Annotated in this window: 18 protein-coding genes, 2 tRNA genes and 1 other annotated feature; of the genes, 17 read left to right on the forward strand and 3 right to left on the reverse strand. The window is 60.7% G+C overall.

The genetic code is table 11. The features are described 5' to 3' along the window. The first annotated feature begins 27 nt into the window (after nucleotides 1-27). Complete coding sequence (gene cobT, locus EDD75_RS08720) at nucleotides 28-1,092, forward strand: nicotinate-nucleotide--dimethylbenzimidazole phosphoribosyltransferase (RefSeq protein ID WP_123931181.1); 1,065 nt, start codon at nucleotides 28-30, stop codon at nucleotides 1,090-1,092. Between the two features lie 94 nt (nucleotides 1,093-1,186). Here cobT and fbp read toward each other — a convergent pair whose 3' ends face one another. Both fbp and EDD75_RS08730 read right to left on the reverse strand, forming a co-directional pair. Next, a complete protein-coding gene (fbp, locus tag EDD75_RS08725; protein WP_123931184.1) occupies nucleotides 1,187-2,335 on the reverse strand; it encodes a fructose-1,6-bisphosphate aldolase/phosphatase in 1,149 nt (382 codons plus the stop codon). A 191-nt stretch (nucleotides 2,336-2,526) separates the two neighbouring features. Then, a tRNA-Val gene (locus tag EDD75_RS08730) sits at nucleotides 2,527-2,601 on the reverse strand. Between the two features lie 204 nt (nucleotides 2,602-2,805). Between EDD75_RS08730 and EDD75_RS08735 the strand changes: the two genes are divergently transcribed. The 16 genes from EDD75_RS08735 (at nucleotide 2,806) to EDD75_RS08815 (ending at nucleotide 19,890) form a co-directional block, all read left to right on the forward strand. Next, nucleotides 2,806-4,149: a histidine kinase gene (locus tag EDD75_RS08735; RefSeq protein WP_123931188.1), complete on the forward strand. Its 1,344-nt coding sequence runs from the start codon at nucleotides 2,806-2,808 to the stop codon at nucleotides 4,147-4,149. Continuing rightward, a complete protein-coding gene (locus EDD75_RS08740; RefSeq protein WP_123931190.1) occupies nucleotides 4,124-4,873 on the forward strand; it encodes a LytR/AlgR family response regulator transcription factor in 750 nt (249 codons plus the stop codon). Before EDD75_RS08735 ends, EDD75_RS08740 begins: the two co-directional genes overlap by 26 nt. 16 nt (nucleotides 4,874-4,889) lie before the next feature. Then, entirely contained in the window at nucleotides 4,890-5,312 is a 423-nt protein-coding gene (gene acpS, locus EDD75_RS08745) for a holo-ACP synthase (protein WP_123931193.1), read from the forward strand. Next, nucleotides 5,275-6,861 carry an NAD(P)H-hydrate dehydratase gene (locus EDD75_RS08750; RefSeq protein ID WP_123931196.1) on the forward strand — a complete coding sequence of 529 codons (1,587 nt, stop codon included), beginning with the start codon at nucleotides 5,275-5,277 and terminating at the stop codon, nucleotides 6,859-6,861. The genes acpS and EDD75_RS08750 overlap by 38 nt, the downstream gene beginning before the upstream one ends. Further along, entirely contained in the window at nucleotides 6,839-7,948 is a 1,110-nt protein-coding gene (alr, locus tag EDD75_RS08755; protein ID WP_123931199.1) for an alanine racemase, read from the forward strand. The genes EDD75_RS08750 and alr overlap by 23 nt, the downstream gene beginning before the upstream one ends. A gap of 19 nt (nucleotides 7,949-7,967) precedes the next feature. Continuing rightward, the gene (locus EDD75_RS08760) at nucleotides 7,968-9,389 is read left to right on the forward strand and encodes an RtcB family protein (protein WP_211328164.1); all 1,422 of its coding nucleotides are present in this window, start codon (nucleotides 7,968-7,970) and stop codon (nucleotides 9,387-9,389) included. Nucleotides 9,390-9,409: 20 nt separating this feature from the next. Further along, nucleotides 9,410-10,855, forward strand: coding sequence for a CCA tRNA nucleotidyltransferase (locus EDD75_RS08765; protein WP_245963162.1), 1,446 nt, complete (start codon nucleotides 9,410-9,412; stop codon nucleotides 10,853-10,855). A gap of 27 nt (nucleotides 10,856-10,882) precedes the next feature. Continuing rightward, entirely contained in the window at nucleotides 10,883-11,620 is a 738-nt protein-coding gene (locus EDD75_RS08770; RefSeq protein ID WP_123931203.1) for a C40 family peptidase, read from the forward strand. A gap of 169 nt (nucleotides 11,621-11,789) precedes the next feature. Continuing rightward, complete coding sequence (locus EDD75_RS08775; RefSeq protein WP_170157781.1) at nucleotides 11,790-14,234, forward strand: sensor histidine kinase; 2,445 nt, start codon at nucleotides 11,790-11,792, stop codon at nucleotides 14,232-14,234. 12 nt (nucleotides 14,235-14,246) lie between these two features. Next, on the forward strand, nucleotides 14,247-14,630 hold the full coding sequence (locus EDD75_RS08780) for a response regulator (protein ID WP_123931207.1): 384 nt from the start codon (nucleotides 14,247-14,249) through the stop codon (nucleotides 14,628-14,630). Further along, a complete protein-coding gene (locus tag EDD75_RS08785; RefSeq protein WP_123931209.1) occupies nucleotides 14,627-15,760 on the forward strand; it encodes an HD-GYP domain-containing protein in 1,134 nt (377 codons plus the stop codon). Before EDD75_RS08780 ends, EDD75_RS08785 begins: the two co-directional genes overlap by 4 nt. 205 nt (nucleotides 15,761-15,965) lie before the next feature. Further along, nucleotides 15,966-17,024 carry a histone deacetylase family protein gene (locus EDD75_RS08795; protein WP_123931211.1) on the forward strand — a complete coding sequence of 353 codons (1,059 nt, stop codon included), beginning with the start codon at nucleotides 15,966-15,968 and terminating at the stop codon, nucleotides 17,022-17,024. Between the two features lie 73 nt (nucleotides 17,025-17,097). After that, nucleotides 17,098-17,390, forward strand: a binding site (T-box leader). Between the two features lie 40 nt (nucleotides 17,391-17,430). After that, nucleotides 17,431-18,483: a 3-deoxy-7-phosphoheptulonate synthase gene (gene aroF / locus EDD75_RS08800; protein ID WP_123931213.1), complete on the forward strand. Its 1,053-nt coding sequence runs from the start codon at nucleotides 17,431-17,433 to the stop codon at nucleotides 18,481-18,483. A 61-nt stretch (nucleotides 18,484-18,544) separates the two neighbouring features. Beyond that, nucleotides 18,545-18,742: a ferredoxin gene (locus EDD75_RS08805; protein ID WP_123931215.1), complete on the forward strand. Its 198-nt coding sequence runs from the start codon at nucleotides 18,545-18,547 to the stop codon at nucleotides 18,740-18,742. A gap of 80 nt (nucleotides 18,743-18,822) precedes the next feature. Continuing rightward, a tRNA-Arg gene (locus EDD75_RS08810) sits at nucleotides 18,823-18,901 on the forward strand. A gap of 194 nt (nucleotides 18,902-19,095) precedes the next feature. Then, nucleotides 19,096-19,890: a DUF1848 family protein gene (locus tag EDD75_RS08815; RefSeq protein ID WP_123931217.1), complete on the forward strand. Its 795-nt coding sequence runs from the start codon at nucleotides 19,096-19,098 to the stop codon at nucleotides 19,888-19,890. Here EDD75_RS08815 and EDD75_RS08820 read toward each other — a convergent pair. Beyond that, on the reverse strand, nucleotides 19,887-20,366 hold the full coding sequence (locus EDD75_RS08820) for a flavin reductase family protein (protein WP_170157782.1): 480 nt from the start codon (nucleotides 20,364-20,366) through the stop codon (nucleotides 19,887-19,889). The two genes, EDD75_RS08815 and EDD75_RS08820, sit on opposite strands and share 4 nt — an antisense overlap. Between the last annotated feature and the right edge of the window lie 289 nt (nucleotides 20,367-20,655).

A 20,655-nucleotide genomic window follows, 5' to 3' on the forward strand; every position in this document is an offset into this window, starting at 1 on the left:
GCTAAATTTTAAGCGGAGGTGGTTTGCGTGCTTCTTTCCCAGACTATCGCGGCCATCGGGGAACTTAACCGGGAAGCGATGGCGCAGGCGCAGGCGCGGGTGGACAGCCTGCTTAAACCCCCGGGGAGCCTGGGGCGGTTGGAGGAGTTGGCGGTGCAGCTCGCCGGGATTACCGGGCGCCCCGCCCCGGAGATCAGAGCGAAGAGCGTGATCGTGATGGCGGGCGACCACGGCGTCGTCGCGGAGGGGGTGAGTGGGGCGCCGCAGGAGATCACCTATCAGATCCTGCCGCGCTTCCTTGACGGCACCGGCGGCATCGGGGTTCTGGGCCGCCACGTAGGTGCAAAGGTGGTGGTCGTGGATATCGGTGTAGCGCGAGAGGTTACGTGGCCGGGGGTTTTGGTGCGGAAGGTCCGGCCCGGTACGGGAAACATCGCGCGCGGGCCGGCGATGACGCGGGAAGAGGCGGTGCGCGCGGTGGAAACCGGCATCGAAATCGCGCAGGAAGAGATTGCGCAGGGCGCCGACCTTCTTGCGACGGGCGACATGGGCATCGGCAACACCACACCCTCGAGCGCCATTCTCTGCGCGCTGGCGGGAATTCCGGTGGCGGAGGCGGTAGGCAGAGGAACGATGGTGAACGACGCGGTGCTGGCCCGCAAGCGGGCAGTGGTGGCGGAAGCCCTGCGGGTGAACCGCCCGGACCCGGCAGACCCGCTTGACGTGCTGGCAAAAGTCGGGGGGCTGGAAATCGCGGGCTTAGCGGGAGTAATCCTCGGCGCTGCGGCCCGGCGGGTTCCCGTGCTGCTGGACGGTTTTATCACCGGCGCGGCCGCGCTGGTTGCGGCTGGTCTCTGCCCGCGGGCGAAAGACTTTATGATCGCCTCCCACCTTTCTGAAGAGCGGGCGCACCGCCATATGCTCGCGGCGCTGGGGCTCAAACCTTTACTTGACATGAACCTGCGGCTCGGCGAAGGCACGGGGGCGGCGCTGGCGATGCCGGTGGTCGAGGCGGCGGCGAAGATCCTGAGAGAGATGGCGACCTTCGGCGAGGCCGGGGTGAGTGACATGGAGCGGGATAAGCTTTTGTAACGTTGCCCGCCCTTCCGAAAGCAAAAGCAGCGGCCCTGTTGTGGGGGCCGCTGCTCCTCTTTTTCTAGATAATAGCTTTCTAGATAGCTGCGAGTTAGCTTTCTGCCTTTTGCTTTTCCTGTTCGGCCTTGGCCTTTTGGGCTTTAAGCATCCGGAGGTCAATGAACCGGTCTTTGAGCTTCTTCATCACCATCGGCATCGTGGTGTACTCCATTTCGTCAAGATGGAGCCGGTGTGGTTCGAAGGGACCGAGGTGGCGCATGTAATCGGCGATCAGGTTGCAGAGGTTGCGCGCCCGGTCGAAGGCCGGGTCGTCGAAGAGGTCCTGCGGTCCGACGAGCCGCCCGTTGGCTAACTGGAAGCCGAGCGCCACCACCCGCGGCGGGCCGTCAAAGCGCGTGGGCGTCGCTTGCCGGAGACCTACCGGCATCAGCGGGCCGCTGTGCGACCCCCGCATCCAGCCCGAAACCAGGTGCGGGTGGGCGAAGGGCTCTAAAACCTCGCCTAGCGCCGGGTAGCCGCTCTGGCACCGGACGATACAGACCGGGTCATCCTTACCCACGTAGCGCCCCGCCATAAGGTTGAGCCGCTGCGTGCTGGAAACGGCCGCGATCTGCCCGGTATCCTTGTGGAAAATCCGTTTGATCGCGTAGCGGCCGGGCGCACCGATGAAGACCAGCATATCGTAGATGTCTTCGGGGGCGTGGAACATGATCTTTTTGTCTTCGATAAGGTCGCGCACCTCAAAAACAAAGCCGTTGTGCATTTTGGGGTCGATTACCAGGCCGATGGTATTGAACGGGTCGGCGAACATCTTGTAAAGGGGATAGTTCCACGCGCCGGGCTCCGTCTTGTCCGCCATGAAGATAACAATCGGCTCGCTTTCGCGCTCCTCGACTTCCATTTCGGCCACGCCCGGCCCTAGGCCCTTGATATTACCCGAGAAAGCGTCAGCCAGGAGGTCCTGCCCGGCGCCGTAGAGCTTGAGCTTTTTCGCCACCTCCGTGCAGGCAACAAAGGTATCCCAGGCGAGCTGGTGGATCTCTCCGTTGTTGCGGCCGAGTTCGTGGGTGAGAATAAGGTTGATGTCATCCCCCACGTGGGTCACGTGGAAATCTATCAGTAACGGGCTGCCCGAGAGCACGCCCCGTGCTTTTTCTAACAGCTCCGGATGAACGCTTGAGTGACCGACATAACCGCCAACGTCTGCTTTGATTACCGAAACCGTAACCTTTCTACCCATCTGCTTTCTCCTCCCCCAAGCTTAAAAAGTGATAAACTAATTCTATGAATATGAGGTTTATTCCTCCTCAATTAGCGCCTTTTGCAGATTTTTTTCCGGGCTATCCGGGGGCCGAAGGAGGATAGCCGCCTGAGGCCGGAAGAAAAGAAAAAGGGACTATATGGGAGAGATAGCCCCTTTTACTCCTAAAATGGTGGGCGCGGGAGGTTTCGAACCTCCGACCTCGTGAATGTGAGTCACGCGCTCTCCCCCTGAGCTACGCGCCCTTGCTTTTATTCTACTATAAAAGCTCCGGGAAAAGCAACTGGAAATAACGCAACTTCTCTCTGGTTGCTGTCTCTATAGTGTTCACAGGAAAAGCGGGTTATGAGCCGTCTTGCCTGCGGCCCCACTCCCGAAGAATGTCGTTTACGGCCAAGGTATTTTATAGTATATTTTAAACAGATAGCCGGTTATTGAAAGGGTTGCTTATGGTTCGCTTTCTGAAAGAGGCAGCGGCGGACACGGCGACGAAAATGGTTCTTTTGCAGTTTCTGCTGTTGGGGTTGGTTGTGGCCGTCTGGCCGCATTTCTGGTTGGCGGCGCTTGTCCTGGCGGGCGTCAACTCCCTCACCTTCTTCTTTTTGCGACAGAGCGAGGCCCGGCAGCGGGCTACGCTGCGGATGGATAGCCAGACCATCGACCCGACGCTCAAGATCGCCGATGCGGCTTTGCCCTACATGCGCCACGGTCTCAACGAAGAGACGGCCCACAAAATCGCCGAGATCATCCAACGGATCGGCGATGTGCCGGCGGTGGCGATAACCGACCGGGAGCGGATTCTTGCTTTCTTAGGTCCTGGCTGTGAGCGCCACCCTCCCGGTGGCGGGATCGTAACCCACGCGACCAAGCAGGTGATCCTGACCGGAGAGATCAAGATTGTGGAGCGACGGGCGGATTTCCAGTGCCCGGTAAAGGACTGCCAGTGCCCGTTAGGTGCCGTGGTGATCGTGCCGCTCAAGTGCCGCGACGAGGTCGTGGGGACCCTCAAACTCTACCGGACGGAGGAAGGGCCACTGCCGCAGATTACGATTAACCTGGCGATCGGCATTGCGCAGCTTTTAGGGGTCCAGATGGAGCTTGCCGAGCTAGAGCGGCAGTCGCAGCTGGCGATGAAGGCGGAGCTCGAGGCGCTGCGGGCCCAGATCAACCCGCACTTCCTTTTTAATACGCTTAACACCATCGTGATGTTCAGCCGGACTAACCCGGAGACCGCCCGGCGGCTGCTCATCCGGCTGGCCTCTTTCTTCCGGCACGCGCTGAAATCAACGGGGCACTTCACCACGCTCCGGGAGGAATGGGATTGCGTTAACACCTACCTGGTGCTGGAAAAGGCCCGTTTCCGGGAGAAGCTCCGGATTGTCCGGAGCGTTGATAAGAGCCTTTTTGATTACCAGATACCGATTCTCACCTTGCAGCCGTTGGTGGAAAACGCGATCAAACACGGCATCATGCCGAAGGTCGATCCGGGCACGGTGCGGATTGCGGTGCGCCGGGTGGGTGACGAGATGGCGGTGGAGATTGCGGACGACGGTGTGGGGATTCCCCCGGAGATCCTCCCGAAGATCTTCACTCCGGGCTTCGGTTCCGGAAGCGGTGTGGGTCTTTCAAACGTGAACGAGCGGCTGAAGGGTCTTTTTGGCGAGAACTATGGTTTGCAGGTGACGAGCGAGCCGAACAAGGGAACGGTAGTGCAATTTCGCATCCCGCTGACGAAACAGCTGGGCGAGAGCAAGGAGGGAGGCGCTCTTGAAGCTAAGAGCGTTAATCGTTGATGATGAGTACCCCGCACGCCAGGAGTTGCGGTACGCGCTTTCGAAGATCGACAACGTGGAGATTGTCGGCGAGGCCGCCAACGCGCAGGAAGCCCTGTCGCTTATCAAGGCGCTCGATTATTCGGTTCTCTTTCTGGATATTGCTATGCCGGGGATGAGCGGCCTGGATCTCGGCGCGGTGATTCAGGAGCTGCCGAACCCGCCCCACGTGATTTACGTTACCGCTTACGACGAGTATGCGGTAAAGGCCTTTGACGTGAACGCCGTCGACTACATCCTGAAGCCGATTGACGAGAAGCGTTTGCGTAAAGCGGTAAACAAGGTATTGAAACTGATGCGCGAATCCGGTAACGGTGCGGAGGCTGCTACGCAGGCGGAACCAGCCATCCGGATCGGGCGCCTCCCTGCCGAGAAAAACGGGAAGACGGTGCTGGTGAACGAGAGCGATATCGTCTATATTTTTACCGAGGGGGACGCGGTCTACGTTAAGACCTTCGCCGACCGGTACCTGCTCCACTTCACTTTGAAGGAGCTTGAGGCCCGGCTCAACCCCACCATCTTTTTCCGGACGCACCGGTGTTTTATCGTGAACCTCCACAAGGTTAAGGAGATTATCCCGTTCTTCAACGGGACCTATTCGCTGGTTGTGGACGATAAAGAGCGGAGCGAAGTGCCGCTCTCGCGGGCGCAGGCGAAGAAGCTCCGGCGGATTCTCGGCTTCTGAGAAGGGGAAGCGGGCGGTGCTGATCGGCATCGGGACGGACATCGTATCGGTGGCGCGGATTGAGCGGTTGCATGCGCGCTGGGGGGCGCGTTTCCTGAACCGGGTTTACACCCCGGCCGAGCAAGCCTACTGCGCGCAGAAGGCGGCGAAAATGTTGCACCTGGCGGGGCGCTTTGCGGGCAAGGAGGCGGTGTTGAAGGCGCTCGGTACGGGACGCGTAGGCGCCGGATTTGGTGAAGTAGAGATTTTGAACGACGTGCACGGCCGCCCGTACGTTTTGCTGCGGGGCCGGGCGGCCGCGGCGGCGGAACAGCGGGGGGTGCGGCGGTTACACCTGAGCATCGCCCACGAGGGCGGTGCGGCGGTAGCCTTTGCCGTTGCTGAGGGAGGGGGGGCGTTTTTTGCGCCTGGTTACGGCCCGGGAGATGCGGGAGATTGACCGCCGGGCGATGGAGGAGTACGCGATCCCCGGTGTAGTGTTGATGGAAAACGCCGGCCGCAGCGTGGCGGACGCGGTCGAAAGACTGTTAGGCGGGCTCGGGGGAAAAAGGGTTGTTGTTCTTTGCGGGAAGGGGAATAACGGCGGGGACGGCTTCGTGGCGGCGCGCCACCTTCTCCAGCGGGGGGCGACGCCTAAGGTTTTCCTCTCCTGCGCCCCGGAGGAGATCACGGGCGACGCAGCGGTTAATTTCACGATCTGGCAGCGCCTGGGCCAGGAGTATTTTCAGTTAGCTACTTCCGGGAGCCTGCAGCTTTTAAAAATTGCGCTGCTGCAGGCGGATGCCGTGGTGGATGCCCTTTACGGGACGGGTTTCCGGGGAAAGGCGACGGGTCAGGTAGGCAGGGCGATCGAAGCGGTTAACGCCGCAGGCAAGCCGGTGGTGGCGGTGGATTTGCCTTCGGGTCTGGAGGCCGATACGGGGCGCGTCAATGGCCCTTGCATCCGGGCGACGGTAACGGTTACCTTCGGTCTCCCCAAAATTGGTTTGGTGCTCGATCCCGGCGTAGAGTACCGCGGGAAGTTAGTAGTGGCCGATATTTCGCTGCCGCGGGTCCTTACAGACGAAGCGGCGCCTGACCGGTACCTCTTGACCTCAGAACTGGTTTCTTCCTGGTTTGCGCCGCGCCCGGCCACCGCCCACAAAGGGGATTTCGGCCACGTTCTGGTTGTGGGCGGTTCCCGCGGGATGATTGGGGCGGCGTGTCTCACGGCGCAGGCGGCGCTGCGAACCGGGGCGGGGCTGGTAACGCTGGCCGTGCCGCGCAGCCTGCAGGATGTGGCGGCGGGCAAGCTCACCGAGGTCATGACCGCCGGCCTGCCCGAGACGCCGGAAGGGGCGTTGAGCCGGGAAGCCCTTCCGGTGGTTGCGGCGCTTTTAAAAAAGAAGGCGGTTTTAGCGCTGGGGCCGGGACTCGGGCAGCATCCGGAAACGGTCGCGCTGGTCCAGGAGCTGGTCCGGGCGGCTGTCTGCCCGCTAGTGGTCGACGCCGACGGGCTTAACGCTTTCGCGGGCGAGGGCGGTCTGCCGGCGGAGCGGGCGGCGCCGCTGGTGGTTACCCCGCACCCGGGGGAAATGGGGCGGCTAGCGGGTAAAAGGGTGGCGGAAGTGGAAACAGACCGGGTCGGCTGCGCAGCGGCAGCGGCCCGGGAATGGCAGGCGGTGGTCGTTTTAAAAGGTGCCCGGACGGTGGTCGCAAGCCCGGATGGTTACCTGGGTATTAATACTACCGGGAATCCGGGTATGGCGACGGGCGGTAGCGGCGACGTGCTCACCGGCGTGGTTGCGGCCCTGATCGCGCAGGGGCTCGATCCCTTCCGAGCTGCCGCCGCGGCCGTCCACCTTCACGGGCGGGCGGGGGATCTTGCGGCGGGCGAGACGGGAGAGATGGGGCTTACGGCCGGCGATATCTGCCGCTTTTTGCCGGCCGCCTGCCGGGAGATCGAGAGGCGTAGGGAGGTTGTGAATGGCGTATCCGGTCTGGGCTGAGGTGGACCTCGGGGCACTATCTGCCAACCTGCGGGAAGTGAGGCGCCTGGCCGGCGGGGCGGCGGTGATGGCCGTAGTGAAGGCGAATGCTTACGGCCACGGGCTAGTTCCGGTCGCCCGGGCGCTCGTTTCCGAAGGAGTGGACTGGCTGGGCGTTGCCAGGGGCGGGGAGGCGTTGGAGCTTCGGCGGGCGGGAGTTACGGCGCCCCTTTTAGTTTTAGGGTATGTTTATCCCGACGAATGCGCGGCGCTGATTGCGGCCGGCGTGTCTCTTACCGCCTATGATGCGGATGTTGCCCGGCTGTTAGCGGGGGCCGCCCAGCAAGAGAAAAAAAGGCTCCACCTTCACATTAAGGTGGATACGGGTATGGGCCGGCTGGGCCTTCCCGCCGATGGTACCGGGGTGGCCGCCGCCCTTGCCATTGCCGCGTTGCCACGGGTGGAGGTGGAGGGGCTTTTTACCCACTTTGCCTGTGCCGATATGGCAGACGAAGAACCGACACGGTGGCAGCTCGAGCGGTTTCTTGCTTTCTGCCGGGAGGTTGAGCGGCAGGGACTCACGGTTCGCTACCGGCATGCGGCAAACAGCGCGGCCCTGATTCGTTTCCCGGAAACGCATCTGGATATGGTGCGTCCCGGGATTATGCTTTACGGCCTTTACCCTTCACCGGTTTGCCGCGGGGTAAAACTCTCTCCGGTGATGAGTTTAAAGGCGCGGGTGGCCCAAGTGAAAAGGGTCGGCGCTGGCTTCCCAGTGAGCTACGGCTGGACCTACCGGACCGCGGGGCCTGAGGTTTTAGCTACGGTGACGGTCGGTTACGGCGACGGCTACAGCCGTTTGCTTTCCGGGTGCGGGGAAGTCTTAGTGCGTGGGAAACGGGCGCCGGTGGTGGGGCGGGTCTGTATGGACCAGATTATCGTAGCGGTCAACGGGATTGACGGCGTGGCGCCGGGAGACGAGGTTCTCCTTTTCGGGCGTCAGGGCGAAGCGTGCCTGCCGGTGGATGAGGTCGCCGCGAAGATCGGCACGATTAACTACGAGGTTGTGTGTGGTGTGGGCGCCCGGGTGCCGCGGGTTTATTTGTAAATGTTCCGGGGTGGTCAGTATGGAGCTGAAAAGAGACGGCCTTAACCGTTACCGCTTGCCGCGCCACGGGAAAATGCGGGTGGACGCGGTTGTTTACGTAAACGAGCATCTCCTGCCGTATTTGCGGGAGGATAAATCGTTGGAGCAGCTGATGCACGCGGCCTGTTTGCCTGGGGTGGTGGAGCCGGTAATCGGGATGCCCGATATTCACGAAGGGTTTGGGCTCCCGATTGGCGGCGTGATGGCTGTAGCGCCGGACGGCGTGATCTCCTGCGGCGCGGTGGGTATGGATATCAACTGCGGGGTGCGGCTCATCCGCAGCGACCTTTTGGCCCGGGATTTCGATAAGCCGCTTCTCCGCCGGCTGATGGAGCGGATCGAGGATTACGTGCCGACGGGCGTAGGGAAAAAAGGAAAACACAAGGGATTGACGGCGCACATCTTCGAGGACGTGGCCCACAGGGGCGTGCAGGCGGTGATCGAGGCGGGTTTCGGCGCGCCGGGACACTTAGAGTACATCGAGGAAGAGGGTTGTCTCCCTGGGGCCGACATCGCGGCCGTTTCCCGCGAAGCCTGCGCGCGCGGCTCCGTGCAGTTAGGGACGCTTGGCGGCGGTAACCACTTCATTGAGATTCAGGAGGTAACCGACGTTTACGACCCGGAACTGGCAGCGCGCTTCGGCCTTTTTCGCGGCCAGCTCACGGTAATGATTCATACGGGTAGCCGGGGCTTCGGCCACCAAATCTGCACCGACTACACGAAGCGGCTGGCAGCGGTGGCACCGAAATACGGAATTGAGCTGCCGAGCAAGGGCCTGGCGGCGGCGCCAATCGATTCGCGTGAGGGGCAGGATTACTACAAAGCAATGGCCTGCGCGGTGAATTTCGCTTTCGCTAACCGGCAGATCATCATGACCGATGTCGTGCGTGCCTTTGGCGATGTCCTCGGTTTTTCAGCGGAGGCCATAGGAATGCGGCCCGTTTACGATGTCGCCCATAATATTGCGAAGTGGGAAAAACACTACGGGCGGCGGCTTTTGGTCCACCGCAAGGGTGCTACCCGCGCGCTTTGCGCCGGCCACCCGGCAAACCCACCGGTTTACCGGGATACGGGCCACCCAGCGGTGGTCCCCGGAAGTATGGGGACGGCTTCCTACGTGCTAGTGGGGACGGAAAAGGCTGCGGAAACCTTCTTCTCCGTCAACCACGGCGCGGGCAGGCTCCTTTCCCGGACGGCCGCGGAGAAGAAGATTACCCGCGAAGAATTCGAACGGGCGATGGGCGAGGTGCTCTATAACACGCGAAACTACAGGGAAGTGGTCGACGAGGCGCCGCTGGCCTACAAGGATATCGAGCAGGTAGTCGAGACTCTGGTTGCCGTGGGGATCACCAAAAAGGTGGTCCGGATGCGCCCGCTTGCGGTTATTAAGGGCAAGGATTAGGGGGGCTGTGCTTGTTTCCGGTGCCGGTAGAGAAAGTCCTACAGCTTCTTGAAGAATCGGGTTTTCAGGCTTTTGTTGTCGGCGGGGCCGTCCGGGATATTTTACTCGGGCGCGCGCCCCGGGAGTACGACGTGGCGACAGACGCCCGTCCGGAGGAACTTTTGCGCTTGGCCCAAAGGTTCCGGCTGAAAGCGTATCCCAAAGGCGCCGCTTTCGGGGTCATTTCCTTTCTTGTTGACGGCATGGAGATCGAAGTGGCTACCTTCCGGGCCGAGGTTTACGGGGCGGACGCCCACCGGCCCGAGAAGGTAGATTTTCTTTCGCGGCTGGAAGAGGATCTCGCCCGGCGGGATTTCACCGTGAACGCCATGGCCTTCGACCGCCAGGGGCAGCTTCACGACCCCTTCGGCGGGCGGGAGGATCTGTCCCGGGGGATTTTGCGCGCCGTCGGGGATCCGGACGAGCGCTTTCGGGAAGACGCCCTGCGCCCGTTTCGTGCCTGCCGGTTTGCGGCGGAGTACGGCTTTCAGGTAGAGGAGGGCACCTGCGCGGCGATTGTCCGTGCCCGCGACCGGGTGGCGGGCTTATCTGTGGAGCGGATTAGGGAGGAGCTAGAGCGGATCCTTTTAAGCCCGCATCCCGCCCGCGGCTTTGCCCTCCTCCGGGAAACGGGCCTTCTGTCAACAAGGTGCCGGGCACGGACGGCGGGAAAAGAAGAAACGGTCCCCGTACTGCCGGAGTTGGCCCGGCTTTACGGCGTGCCGCAAAATCCGCGCTACCACGCCTACGACGTTTGGGAGCACACCATGCGCGTGGTTGAGTTAATCCCGCCGGACACGGCTTTACGGTGGGCGGCGTTGCTCCACGATATCGCGAAAGGAATGCCCGGCGTGCGGACACTCAACAAACGGGGGGAACTTGCGGACTACCGTCACGAGCAGGTGGGAAGCCTGATGGCGAAAGAAATCTTGGGCCGCCTGCGGGTGAGTACGACCTGCGCGCGGCGCGTCGTTTGGCTCATCCGGCACCATATGACTTTTCCACCGGCGAAGGAAGCAAACGTAGTGAAGTGGCTGCGGCGCTTATCCCCCGATTTTAAGGACCGGGAGGAGTTGGCGGGCGCGGTCACGCAGCTTTTGACCCTGCGGGAAGCGGATTTGCGCGGCGGTAAGGTCCGGCCTGAGGAGCGTCTGGCGGAAAACGAACGGTTACGGGTTCTGGTGGCGGATATCTTAATGCGGGTGCCGCTTTACCCGGCAGACCTGGCGCTCAGCGGCCGGGTCGTGGCCCGTTATTTAGGCGAGGGCCCGCAGGTGAAGCGGGTGCTTGACGACCTGCTCCAGCGGGTTCAGGAAGGAAGCCTGCCAAACGAGGCGGAAGCGCTGGAAAAGGCGCTGACCGGAACGGAAAGTTATAAAAGATTTCTTGTCCACAAGGAGAATGGCCGGGCACGTCGAAGAGTGTAGGAAAATAAGATACTACGGGTGGTAACTTTGGTTTTTGCGTGTTCCGGCCAGCTTTTAAAGCGGATTTTCCGGCGGCTGCGACAACTTTCTTCTATGGTAGCGGTTGCCACAACACTTTCCCTCCTAACGACAGTATCTACTTTTCCCCCACCAGCGTTTGCGGCGCCAGGTTACTACACCGTCAAACAGGGCGACTCTCTCTGGGTGATTGCCCGGCGTTGTGGCACCAGCGTGGCGGCGCTCAAGCAGGCGAATAACCTGCGCTCAGAGGCGCTCAAACCCGGACAGGTGCTCCGGATTCCGCGACCCCAAGGGACTCCGGGGCAGACGGCAAGAGCCAGAGCGGCAGCACGCCGGGCGCCGCTTCCGGCACGCTCCGGCGACGATATTCACGACCTTCTTACTTACGCTCGTTCTCTCCTCGGGATCCGCTACCGCTGGGCAGGAGAGAGCCCCGCGACCGGGTTTGATTGCTCCGGCTTTACGAAACACGTTTTCGGCCGGTTTGGTGTGGCCCTGCCTCATTCGGCTGCTGCCCAGTACTCCTGCGGTGTTCCGGTGGCGCGCGCGGAACTCATGCCGGGAGATCTTCTCTTCTTCCACACTTCAGGCTCCGGTATCGATCATGCGGCGATCTACTGTGGCGACGGACGCTTCATCCATGCCAGTTCTTGTGGTGGTTGCGTGCGGGTGGACGCGCTTACTGAGCCTTACTGGAGTTCCCACCTTGTCGGTGCGCGGCGTCTTCTGGAGGTAAAAAGGTAGCTACCGGCGAAGTAAAGTGAGGGATTGGAGGCAGGGGTAAGCTATCCCTGCCCAATTTTTTTTACGCACCAGAGCGCTTTCAGGAAGGAATATCGCAAGTTTAGTCGAAAATGTTCCAGAGTATGTCGATTTTTACAATAAGAAGTTATCTCTGGTGGCTTTGTCGCGTATGCGCTTAGGGATTAAGGGCAAACTCATGGCGGCTGTTTCGCTAATCATGTTGGCTGCCCTTTCCGTTCTCGGCATCCGGACCTACTACGAGAGTAGAAAGGTCCTGGAGCAAGAACTTGTCGGCCGGCTGGAAGTGGAGCTTGAGTACTGGGCGCACCGGGCGGTAGAGCACCGGATTGCGGATATCAAGGAGCGAACCCTTTACCTTGCCAACCTTCCCGAAGTGAGGGAACTCTTAAGCGGCGTGCCAGGTGGCCGTGCGCCCCAGAGCGCCGTGAACCGCTTTTCGGCGGCGGTAAATGAGGGTTTTGCAGCGGAACCTGCGCTGGTGAGGGTGGTTGTGGCGCGGGCGGACGGCAGGGAGGTCTGGCGCGGTGAACAAGGCGGCGCTGCTTCCGCCCCGGCGAAACCGTGGCGCGAGTGTGTTTGCTTTCAGGAAGCGGTGGAACCGGGTGCCGGGACGAGGGCAACCGCCAACATCCACTTAGTGCCGGATAAGAAAACAGGCGCTATGCGGCCCTTCCTCTGCACCGTGGCACCGGTCCTTGGAGAAGGCCGGACTTCCGGGGCCGTGATTGTGGATACGGATTTTGTCGCGCTGCTGCGGAATTCTCCTGCCGTTATCCGGGAGGGCACTATTTACCTTGTTGACCCGAGAGGGAGGGTTCTGTACCGGGGGAAGGCCGGCGAAAACCTCTCGGGGGAGACTTCGGGAACGGTTACTCTTAAGGATGTGGCGCCGGACCTTGCAGCGCTTATCGGCATAAAAGATGAGTATTTTCAGTTTTCCGATGCCGGCCACCTTCACGGCTTTATCCGCGTTTACCTCAACCGGCCCTACGACAACCATTATTTCACCGTCGCTTACAGCGTTCCGCGCCGGGTTCTCTTAGAAGGTCTCGGCCGGGTTACCGATATTTTTGTCCTGACCGGCTTGGCGGTCTTTTTGGTTTCCCTGTTCGCTGTAGGACTCTTGGCGGGTGCGGTGGCGCGGCCGGTAGCCCAGTTGGCAACGGTGGCGGACCGCGTAGCGGCGGGTGACCTTGCGGTAAAGGTGGGGGAGATGGCCCGCCGGGACGAAGTCGGGAGGCTTTACCAGAGTTTTAACCGGATGGTAACGGCCCTGCGGGAAGCGCAGAGCCGCGCGGAGGAGAAAAAGGCCCGGCTCCTCGAGGCGGCAGGGGAGGCGGCCGTTGACGTTACCCGTAACCTTTCGATTCCGGTAATCCTGGAAAAATTAGTCCAGTCGGTCGTGCGGGTTGTCGAGGCCGATTGTGCCTGCCTGCATCTCAGATCTGAAGAGGGAGGGACAGATTTCTTCGCGGCGGGGGAGGGAAGCCGGGAGTGTGCGGTAATGGGTAAAGCGGGGGGAGGGGGCTTAGCGGCGATGGTTTTCGAAAAAGGGGACATTGTTCGGCTGACCGAAGCGGATATTGCGTTCTCCTCTTGCCGGCCGCTCCGCGCCATCACGGCCTTTTTGGGGGTGCCGGTTTTCGGGGATGGCCGGGTAATCGGGGCGCTCTGTATCGGGAGCTCTAAGAGAGCAATAACGGAGGCGGACGAGGCGGCGGTCAGGCTCCTTGCGGCCCACGCCGGTGTGGCGCTCAGCAACGCGCGGCTCCACCAGGAGGTCCTGGCTATGGCCGAGGACCTGGAGCGGCGCGTGGAGGAGCGGACGCGGGAGCTCAAAGAGATAAATATGGAGCTCGAGCGGGCGAACCGGCTTAAAAGCGAATTCCTGGCCATGATGAGCCATGAACTACGGACGCCGCTTAATACGATCATTGGTTTCACCGATGTCCTCCTCAGCGATTCCTTCCCCGACATGCCGGAGAAAGCGAGGGAGTACCTCCGGGACATTATGGAAAGCGGGGAACACCTCCTCTCTTTGATTAACGATATCCTGGATCTGGCGAAGATTGAGGCCGGGAAAGAAAAACTTTACCTTGAGGAGATACCCGTAGCTGATTTTATCAGGGGAACGGTGCTGCTCTTTCGGGAGAAGGCAGCTAAGCACGGCATTCAGGTGGAGGTTTCAACCGAAGGCGTGTCGGGGTGGGTCCTGGACGGGCGGAAGTTCCGGCAGATCCTCTTCAATTTGTTGTCGAATGCCTTCAAATTCACACCCGACGGCGGTAAAGTAGGTGTAGAGGCAAAAATTGAGGGTAACGTGCTTGCGGTCACGGTTTGGGATACCGGTATCGGTATTCCGGAAGAAGACTTGCCGCGGCTTTTCAAGCCTTTTGAGCAGCTCGACAGTTCTCTTGCCCGCCATTATTCAGGTACTGGGCTCGGCCTGGCAATGGTGAAAAAACTGGCGGAACTGCACGGCGGTACGGTAAGCGTCCAGAGCGAGGTAGGGAAGGGAAGCCGGTTCACCGTTTACTTCCCGCTTCTTGCCTATGCGCGCGAGGACCTGGACGTTGACCAGACATATCATTGACGGAGGAAACCAATGAAAAAGATCCTGGTGATCGACGATGACGCGAAAGCCAGGAAGCTTTACCGGGTTATTCTCGAACAAGCGGGCTATGTAATTTGGGAGGCACCCGGGGCTCCGGAAGGAATTCGGTTGGCAGAAACAGAAAAAGTTGATTTGATAATTCTTGACATTCATCTTCCGGAGATGGACGGTATTTCCGCAGTCCGGATTCTGAAGGCGTACGGGCCGACCAAGCATATCCCCGTAGTGGTAGTTACGGCCCTGGCAATGCCCGGTGACCGGGAGATGGTGCTTGCGGCAGGGGCCGATGCCTACCTGGCCAAGCCGATTAAGAGGAACGAGCTGTTGCAGGTGGTGCGGGACTTCTTAGAGGGTGAAAGGAAGGTTGCAGAATGAAAGTCAGGCAGCCGTTGGTCCTTTTGGTGGATGATGAAGAAAAGGCGCTCAAACTCTACGAGGTAATGCTGGCTCAGGAGGGCGTCGCTATAGCTAAAGCAACGGACGGTCAAATGGCGCTCGAACTTTTCCGGCGGCTGAAACCCGATGTGGTTGTGCTGGATATTATGATGCCGGGAATGGATGGTTTCGAGGTTTGCCAGCGGATCAGGGCGTTGCCTGAAGGCGTTAATGTCCCCATCCTGATTGTTTCCGCAATCGGTGACCGAAAATCCCGGATTAAGGGGCTGGCTCTCGGCGCCAGCGATTTTCTCGATAAGCCAGTAGACAAGGCGGAGTTCGTAACGCGGCTTAGTAACCTGCTCCGGGTCAAGGAGTACCAGGATTTTCTCCAGGACCAGAGCATCATGTTAGAGAGGCTGGTCCGGCAGCGCACGGCGGAGCTCTTCCGAACGCACGAGGAGTTGAAGCGGAGTTACTACGAAATCCTTTACCGCCTGGCGGTTGTGGCCGAGTACCGGGATGGCGATACGGCCCGCCACATCAGCCGGATAGGGCTTTACACTCAGGTGATTGCGGAGGCGCTCGGGCTCTCGCCCCAGGAAGTGGAGCTTTTATCGTTGGCCAGTCCGATGCACGATATCGGCAAGGTGGGGATCCCCGACAGGATTCTCCTGAAACCGGGCCGGCTCACGCCGGAGGAATTTGAGGTGGTGAAAGCGCATACTACTATCGGGGCGCGGATTCTGGCCGGGAGCAACTCGGATGTCATCCGGGCGGCAGAGGAGATTGCGTTGAGCCACCACGAGCGTTACGACGGCTCGGGTTACCCGAACGGCTTGCGGGGTGAACAGATACCCCTTGCGGGGCGGATTGTGATGCTGGCCGACATTTACGATGCCTTACGGAGTGAGCGTCCTTATAAGCCTGCTTTCGACCGGGAGACTACCCGGCGCATTATTTTAGAGGGAGACGGAAGGACGAAGCCGGAGCATTTCGATCCGGAGGTGCTCGATGTTTTCCGTAAGGTTGAGCCTACACTCCACGAGATTTACGAGAGTTACCGGGGTAAAGAGCTTACGGCATTCCAGGAGATTTACCGCGTTTTGCCGGAATATAAAGAGTCTTAGGGGGCTTGGGGCCGTGAACAAGGCGCGCCTTAACTACGACAAACATCCATCAGTGGCTGGCGCTGATTTTCGCGGGCTTGGTGCTCCTGCACCTTTACCTTCACTGGAACTGGATCTTGGTAATGACCCGGCACGTCTTCGGGCGGGATAAGGGATAGCGAAGGCCGATAAAAACCAGATCGGGCGGCGGGGGTGAGGGGGTAAGATGGACGTAGGACTCGTTTACGACCCAGCTTACCTGCGCCACGGGGCTGGCTGGCACGTGGAGTGCCCGGAGCGGCTGACCGAAACGCTTGCGGTGCTTGAAGAGAAGGGAATCTGGAAGAAGATAGAGGCGATTAAACCCCGCGCGGCAACCGCGGCAGAAGTAGCGTTGGTCCATTCTTCCGCTTACATTGAGCGGGTTGAAGCCTTTTGCCGGGCGGGTGGTGGCCACCTCGATCCGGACACCTTTGCCAACGCGGCGAGTTACGAGGTGGCGTTGCTGGCGGTGGGCGGGGCGCTTACCGCGGTCGAGGCGGTGATGGCGGGTGAGGTGCACCGGGCGTTCGCGCTGGTGCGGCCGCCGGGACACCATGCGCTGCCGGACCGGGCGATGGGGTTCTGTCTCTTCAACAACGTGGCGGTAGCGGCCCGCTACGCGGCCCAGAAATACGGCCTGGGGCGGATTCTGATCGTGGACTGGGATTACCACCACGGTAACGGCACCGAGGCGGTATTTTACGAAGATCCGGGCGTCCTTTACTTTTCGGTACACAGCGCGACCGGGTACCCCGGGACGGGGTGGGCCGAGCGCGTGGGTGAGGGCGCCGGGGCCGGGTTCAACATCAACGTGCCGCTCCCCAACGTTACTGGGGATGTTGACATGCGGTATGTTTTTGAGCAGATCCTTCTCCCGGTGGCAGCAGTATACCGGCCGGAGTTGGTTTTGGTTTCGGCCGGGCAGGATGGCTACCGGGGCGACCCGATTGCGGGCATGAACCTGACCCCGGACGGCTACAGGGAGATGGCGGTGCTGGTGCGGTGGGTGGCCGATGAGTACGCAGCGGGGCGGCTGGTGGGCGTTCTTGAAGGAGGGTACGATCTCCGGGGCCTTGGGGAGTGCGTGGCGGCGGTTCTGACGGCTTGGTTGGAAGGTGCGGCGGCCACCGTGGTGCAGGCGCGGGAGAAAGTGCCGGTCGCCCGCGTGCACCCGCAGATAGCGGCTGCCGTGGCCGCTGTAAAGGAGGTGCACCGGCCTTTTTGGTCGGTTTTGCAAACGTAAAAATTTTTTGCGCCGGCTTCTTTACTGCGGCCTCCGGATATGGTATTATTGCTTTCAAAGTTACGTCATAAGGTTAAAGGCTGTGAAGGGGTAAAGTAGGTCTGGTAAGGCTTGCCCAGCGAGCCGGGGAGGGTGCGAGCCCGGCGAAGCTTATCAGGTCGAAGTTCACCCTGGAGCTGCCGGGTGAAGCCCTGCGCGCGCACGTTGGGTTGAGTGCGGGGTGGGTAGTCCGGGCCGGAAGCTCCCACCGTTAAAAGGGAGGGGATATCGGAGGCGCCACGAGGGGCTTCCCGTATCCTGGAAAGAGCGGGCCTTTTAAGGGTCAATTAGGGTGGTACCGCGGGAAAAACTTATCCCGTCCCTAAGTTTGGGGACGGGAAAATTATTTTTTAGGGGGTATGTAGCGGTGATCGTGGTGATGCAAAAAGGAGCGAGCCGGGGAGAAATCGTGGCGGTGGAGGAGCGGCTGCGGGATCTTGGTTTTCAAACCCATCCGATATACGGGGTAGAGCGAACGGTTATCGGGGCCATCGGGGATAAACGAGATAGTCATTTCGAAGTGATTCTAAACTTGCCGGGTGTGGAGCGCATTGTCCCCATTTTGCGGCCTTACAAGCTCGTGGCGCGGGAGGTAAAGCCGGAAACTACCGCCGTTCGGGCAGGACGCGTAACCATCGGCGGCGCGGAAGTGGTGGTAATTGCGGGGCCCTGCGCCGTGGAGAACGAGCTCCAGCTGATCACGGCGGCCAAAGCGGTGAAAGAGGCCGGCGCCCACATCCTGCGTGGCGGCGCGTTTAAGCCGCGCACCTCGCCTTATTCCTTCCAGGGGTTGGAGGAAGAGGGACTTAAACTCCTCGCGCGCGCCCGGGAAGCTACCGGCTTGCCGGTGGTGACCGAGGTTGTGGATACCCGGGACGTCGAGCTTGTGGCCCGCTACGCGGACATTTTGCAGGTCGGCGCCCGGAACATGCAGAATTTCCGGTTGCTCCGCGAAGTGGGGCAAGCGAAAAAGCCCGTGCTTTTAAAGCGCGGCCTGGCGGCTACGGTGGAAGAGTGGCTGATGGCGGCCGAATATATTGCCGCCGCGGGGAACCACGAAATCATCCTCTGCGAGCGGGGCATCCGAACTTTTGAGACCAGCCTGCGGAATACGCTGGACGTGAGCGCTATCCCCCTGGTGAAAGAGCTCTCGCACCTGCCGGTCATCGTTGACCCGAGCCATGCGACCGGGAACTACCGGCTGGTTACCCCTTTGGCGCGGGCGGCTGTAGCGGCTGGGGCCGACGGCTTGATGGTAGAAGTTCATCCAGACCCCGCCCGGGCGCTTTGTGATGGGCCGCAATCTTTGACCCCCGCCCGTTTTGCCGCTCTGATGGAGGAAATAGGCCGGGTTGCGGTGGCGGTAGGGCGGGTTGCGCGGGAGGCTGACGGCAAGGTTAAAAAGCAGGCTGGCGGGTAGTAGCCTGAAGGGGTCCGTATAGGGTATAATGAAAGCAAATTTCTGGAAGGGGGTTTTTTCAATGGCCAGAATCCCGTACATCGAAACGAGCGAGTGTCAGGCGTGCGGCACCTGCGAGGCAGTATGCCCGGAAGTTTTCAAGATGGACGAGGATGCGGGTTACGCGGTGGTCATCAACCCGCACGGGGCAAGTGAGGATTGCATCCAGGAGGCCATCGATAGCTGCCCAGGGCAATGTATAAGCTGGGTTGAAGAGTAGCGCCCCGCGCCGGGTCCGGAACTTTCTTACTTTTTCGGTGTATTGCTTTTTGGCGCGTTCTGATTTATAATGATTTTGTCGCGCCCGTAGCTCAGGGGATAGAGCGCCGGCCTCCGGAGCCGGGTCTTTGCGCAGGTTCGATTCCTGCCGGGCGCACCATAGCGGAAAGCGCAAACCCGCGAAAATCAAGGCTTCGCGGGTTTTCTTGTTTCGGCAGAGGGGGCGGTTGGGCGTCCCTTGAAACCCGCTTGTTTCCGGGGGGTTCCCTAAAAGGAGCAGCTTTTTCTGGTTGCGGTATAATTATGGCGCTGGTTTGCTTATCCCCAGATTAATTCGCTTGCGGGGGCCCGATCTTGAAGACGGTAGTTTCGCTTTCGCGGCGCACTGAACCCTACTTTTATGCGGAAAAGTTAGCTGGGGTGCTAACTGGCCGCTACCCGCCGGAGCGCGTCCATACGGTGGTTATCTGGACGAAATTTCCAGAAACGGTGCTGGTGCGGTTGCGGCGGGTGCTGGCGGGCTACGCGCAGGTCTACGTCCACCTGACAATTACGGGGCTCGGGGGAACGGCGGTTGAACCCTGCGTGCCGCCGCCGGAGAAGGTGCTGGCCCAAATTCCCGCGCTCATCGAATTCTTAAGGGACCCGCGCCGGCTCCGGGTGCGCCCCGATCCGCTGGTGGTACTGCAGCGTAAGAGGGAGGTGGTTTCCAACCTGGTGACGGCGGGGGCGGTCATCCGCGAGGCGGCATCCTGCGGGGTGAAAACGTTTTCCTCTTCTTTTGTGGCGCTCTACCCCAAAGTGCGGCAGCGCCTCGCGCGTCTGGGCTGGGAGGTGGTGGTGCCTGCTGCGGCGGAGCGGCAGCGCGTTTGGGAGGAGCTGGCCCGGACTGCGGCGGCAAACGGCGCCACCCTTTACGCCTGTTGCGTTCCGGGCCTGCCGGTTTCCCGCTGTATTGATGGAGCTTTGCTTACAGCGCTTCACCCGGCGGGGGAAAGGTGCCGCCTTGATAAAGCGCAAGGGCAGCGGGCGGAGTGCGGCTGCACCCACTCCGTGGACCTCTGCTGGTACACGATGCCTTGCCCCTCCGGCTGCCTCTACTGCTACGCCAACGCCCGGATTACCAGTTGCGGTGACCGGCGCCTTTAATCTTTCGTGTAGCGCCCGTACTCCCAGTCCTTAATCACGAGGGGCGCGGCTTCCAGCCGCGGGGTGTTGCCCTCTATCACTTCACCGACGAAAAGTACGTGGTCGCCGGCGGGGTGGATGCTTACCACCCGACACGCGAGGTTCGCCACGCAGTCGGCAAGGAGCGGCACTTTTACTTTTTGCGCCGGCGCGGTCTTGATGCCCAGTTCTTTCACTTTGTCTACATCACGGCCGGAACGGCTGCCGCAAAATTCGGCCCACTGCTGCTGGTCGGCCGCCAAGATGCTTACCACGAATTCGCCGTTCGCGGTTAAAAGCTCGTAAGTGTAACGCTCAGGCGCGACGGAGACCATCACCAGCGGCGGGCGGAAAGAGACCTGGCTCACCCAGGAGGCGGTCATCAGGTTGTGCCGGCCGCCGGCGTAAGTGCCGATGAGCGTCACTGGCCAGGGAAGCAAGCGGAGCGCCTGTTTCACGGCCAAAACCTCCCTTCACAAATTCTATTCCTTTACTATTCCACGACCGCGTTCCTTTTCCTTTTTCGGGCGCCATTTTTAAAGCGCCGCAAATTTTCCTGGCGGAAGGTGGGATTGTAAACTTCGAAGCAGGAACAAGACGTTTTAGAAAGAAATAAAGCCATTATGATCGCAGTAGGGAACATAACCAAGAGTTTTGACGGTTTTGCTAGGCGGCGAGGTGCTCGTCCGGCGCGAGGCGGCGCTGCCGGATTAACGGCCGCGGCGGCTGCAGGACCATTTATTCGTA

Origin of the sequence: Thermodesulfitimonas autotrophica (genome assembly GCF_003815015.1) — a bacterium.
Taxonomy (GTDB): Bacteria; Bacillota; Desulfotomaculia; order Desulfotomaculales; family Ammonificaceae; genus Thermodesulfitimonas; species Thermodesulfitimonas autotrophica.

Bases quoted from the DNA above. Each gene is read 5' to 3' on its own strand.
- alr (WP_123931199.1), top strand. From the start codon at position 6,839: ATGGCGTATCCGGTCTGGGCTGAGGTGGACCTCGGGGCACTATCTGCC.
- EDD75_RS08735 (WP_123931188.1), top strand. From the start codon at position 2,806: ATGGTTCGCTTTCTGAAAGAGGCAGCGGCGGACACGGCGACGAAAATG.
- EDD75_RS08805 (WP_123931215.1), top strand. From the start codon at position 18,545: ATGGCCAGAATCCCGTACATCGAAACGAGCGAGTGTCAGGCGTGCGGC.
- fbp (WP_123931184.1), bottom strand. From the start codon at position 2,335: ATGGGTAGAAAGGTTACGGTTTCGGTAATCAAAGCAGACGTTGGCGGT.
- EDD75_RS08775 (WP_170157781.1), top strand. From the start codon at position 11,790: ATGCGCTTAGGGATTAAGGGCAAACTCATGGCGGCTGTTTCGCTAATC.
- EDD75_RS08795 (WP_123931211.1), top strand. From the start codon at position 15,966: ATGGACGTAGGACTCGTTTACGACCCAGCTTACCTGCGCCACGGGGCT.
- EDD75_RS08780 (WP_123931207.1), top strand. From the start codon at position 14,247: ATGAAAAAGATCCTGGTGATCGACGATGACGCGAAAGCCAGGAAGCTT.
- EDD75_RS08760 (WP_211328164.1), top strand. From the start codon at position 7,968: ATGGAGCTGAAAAGAGACGGCCTTAACCGTTACCGCTTGCCGCGCCAC.
- EDD75_RS08785 (WP_123931209.1), top strand. From the start codon at position 14,627: ATGAAAGTCAGGCAGCCGTTGGTCCTTTTGGTGGATGATGAAGAAAAG.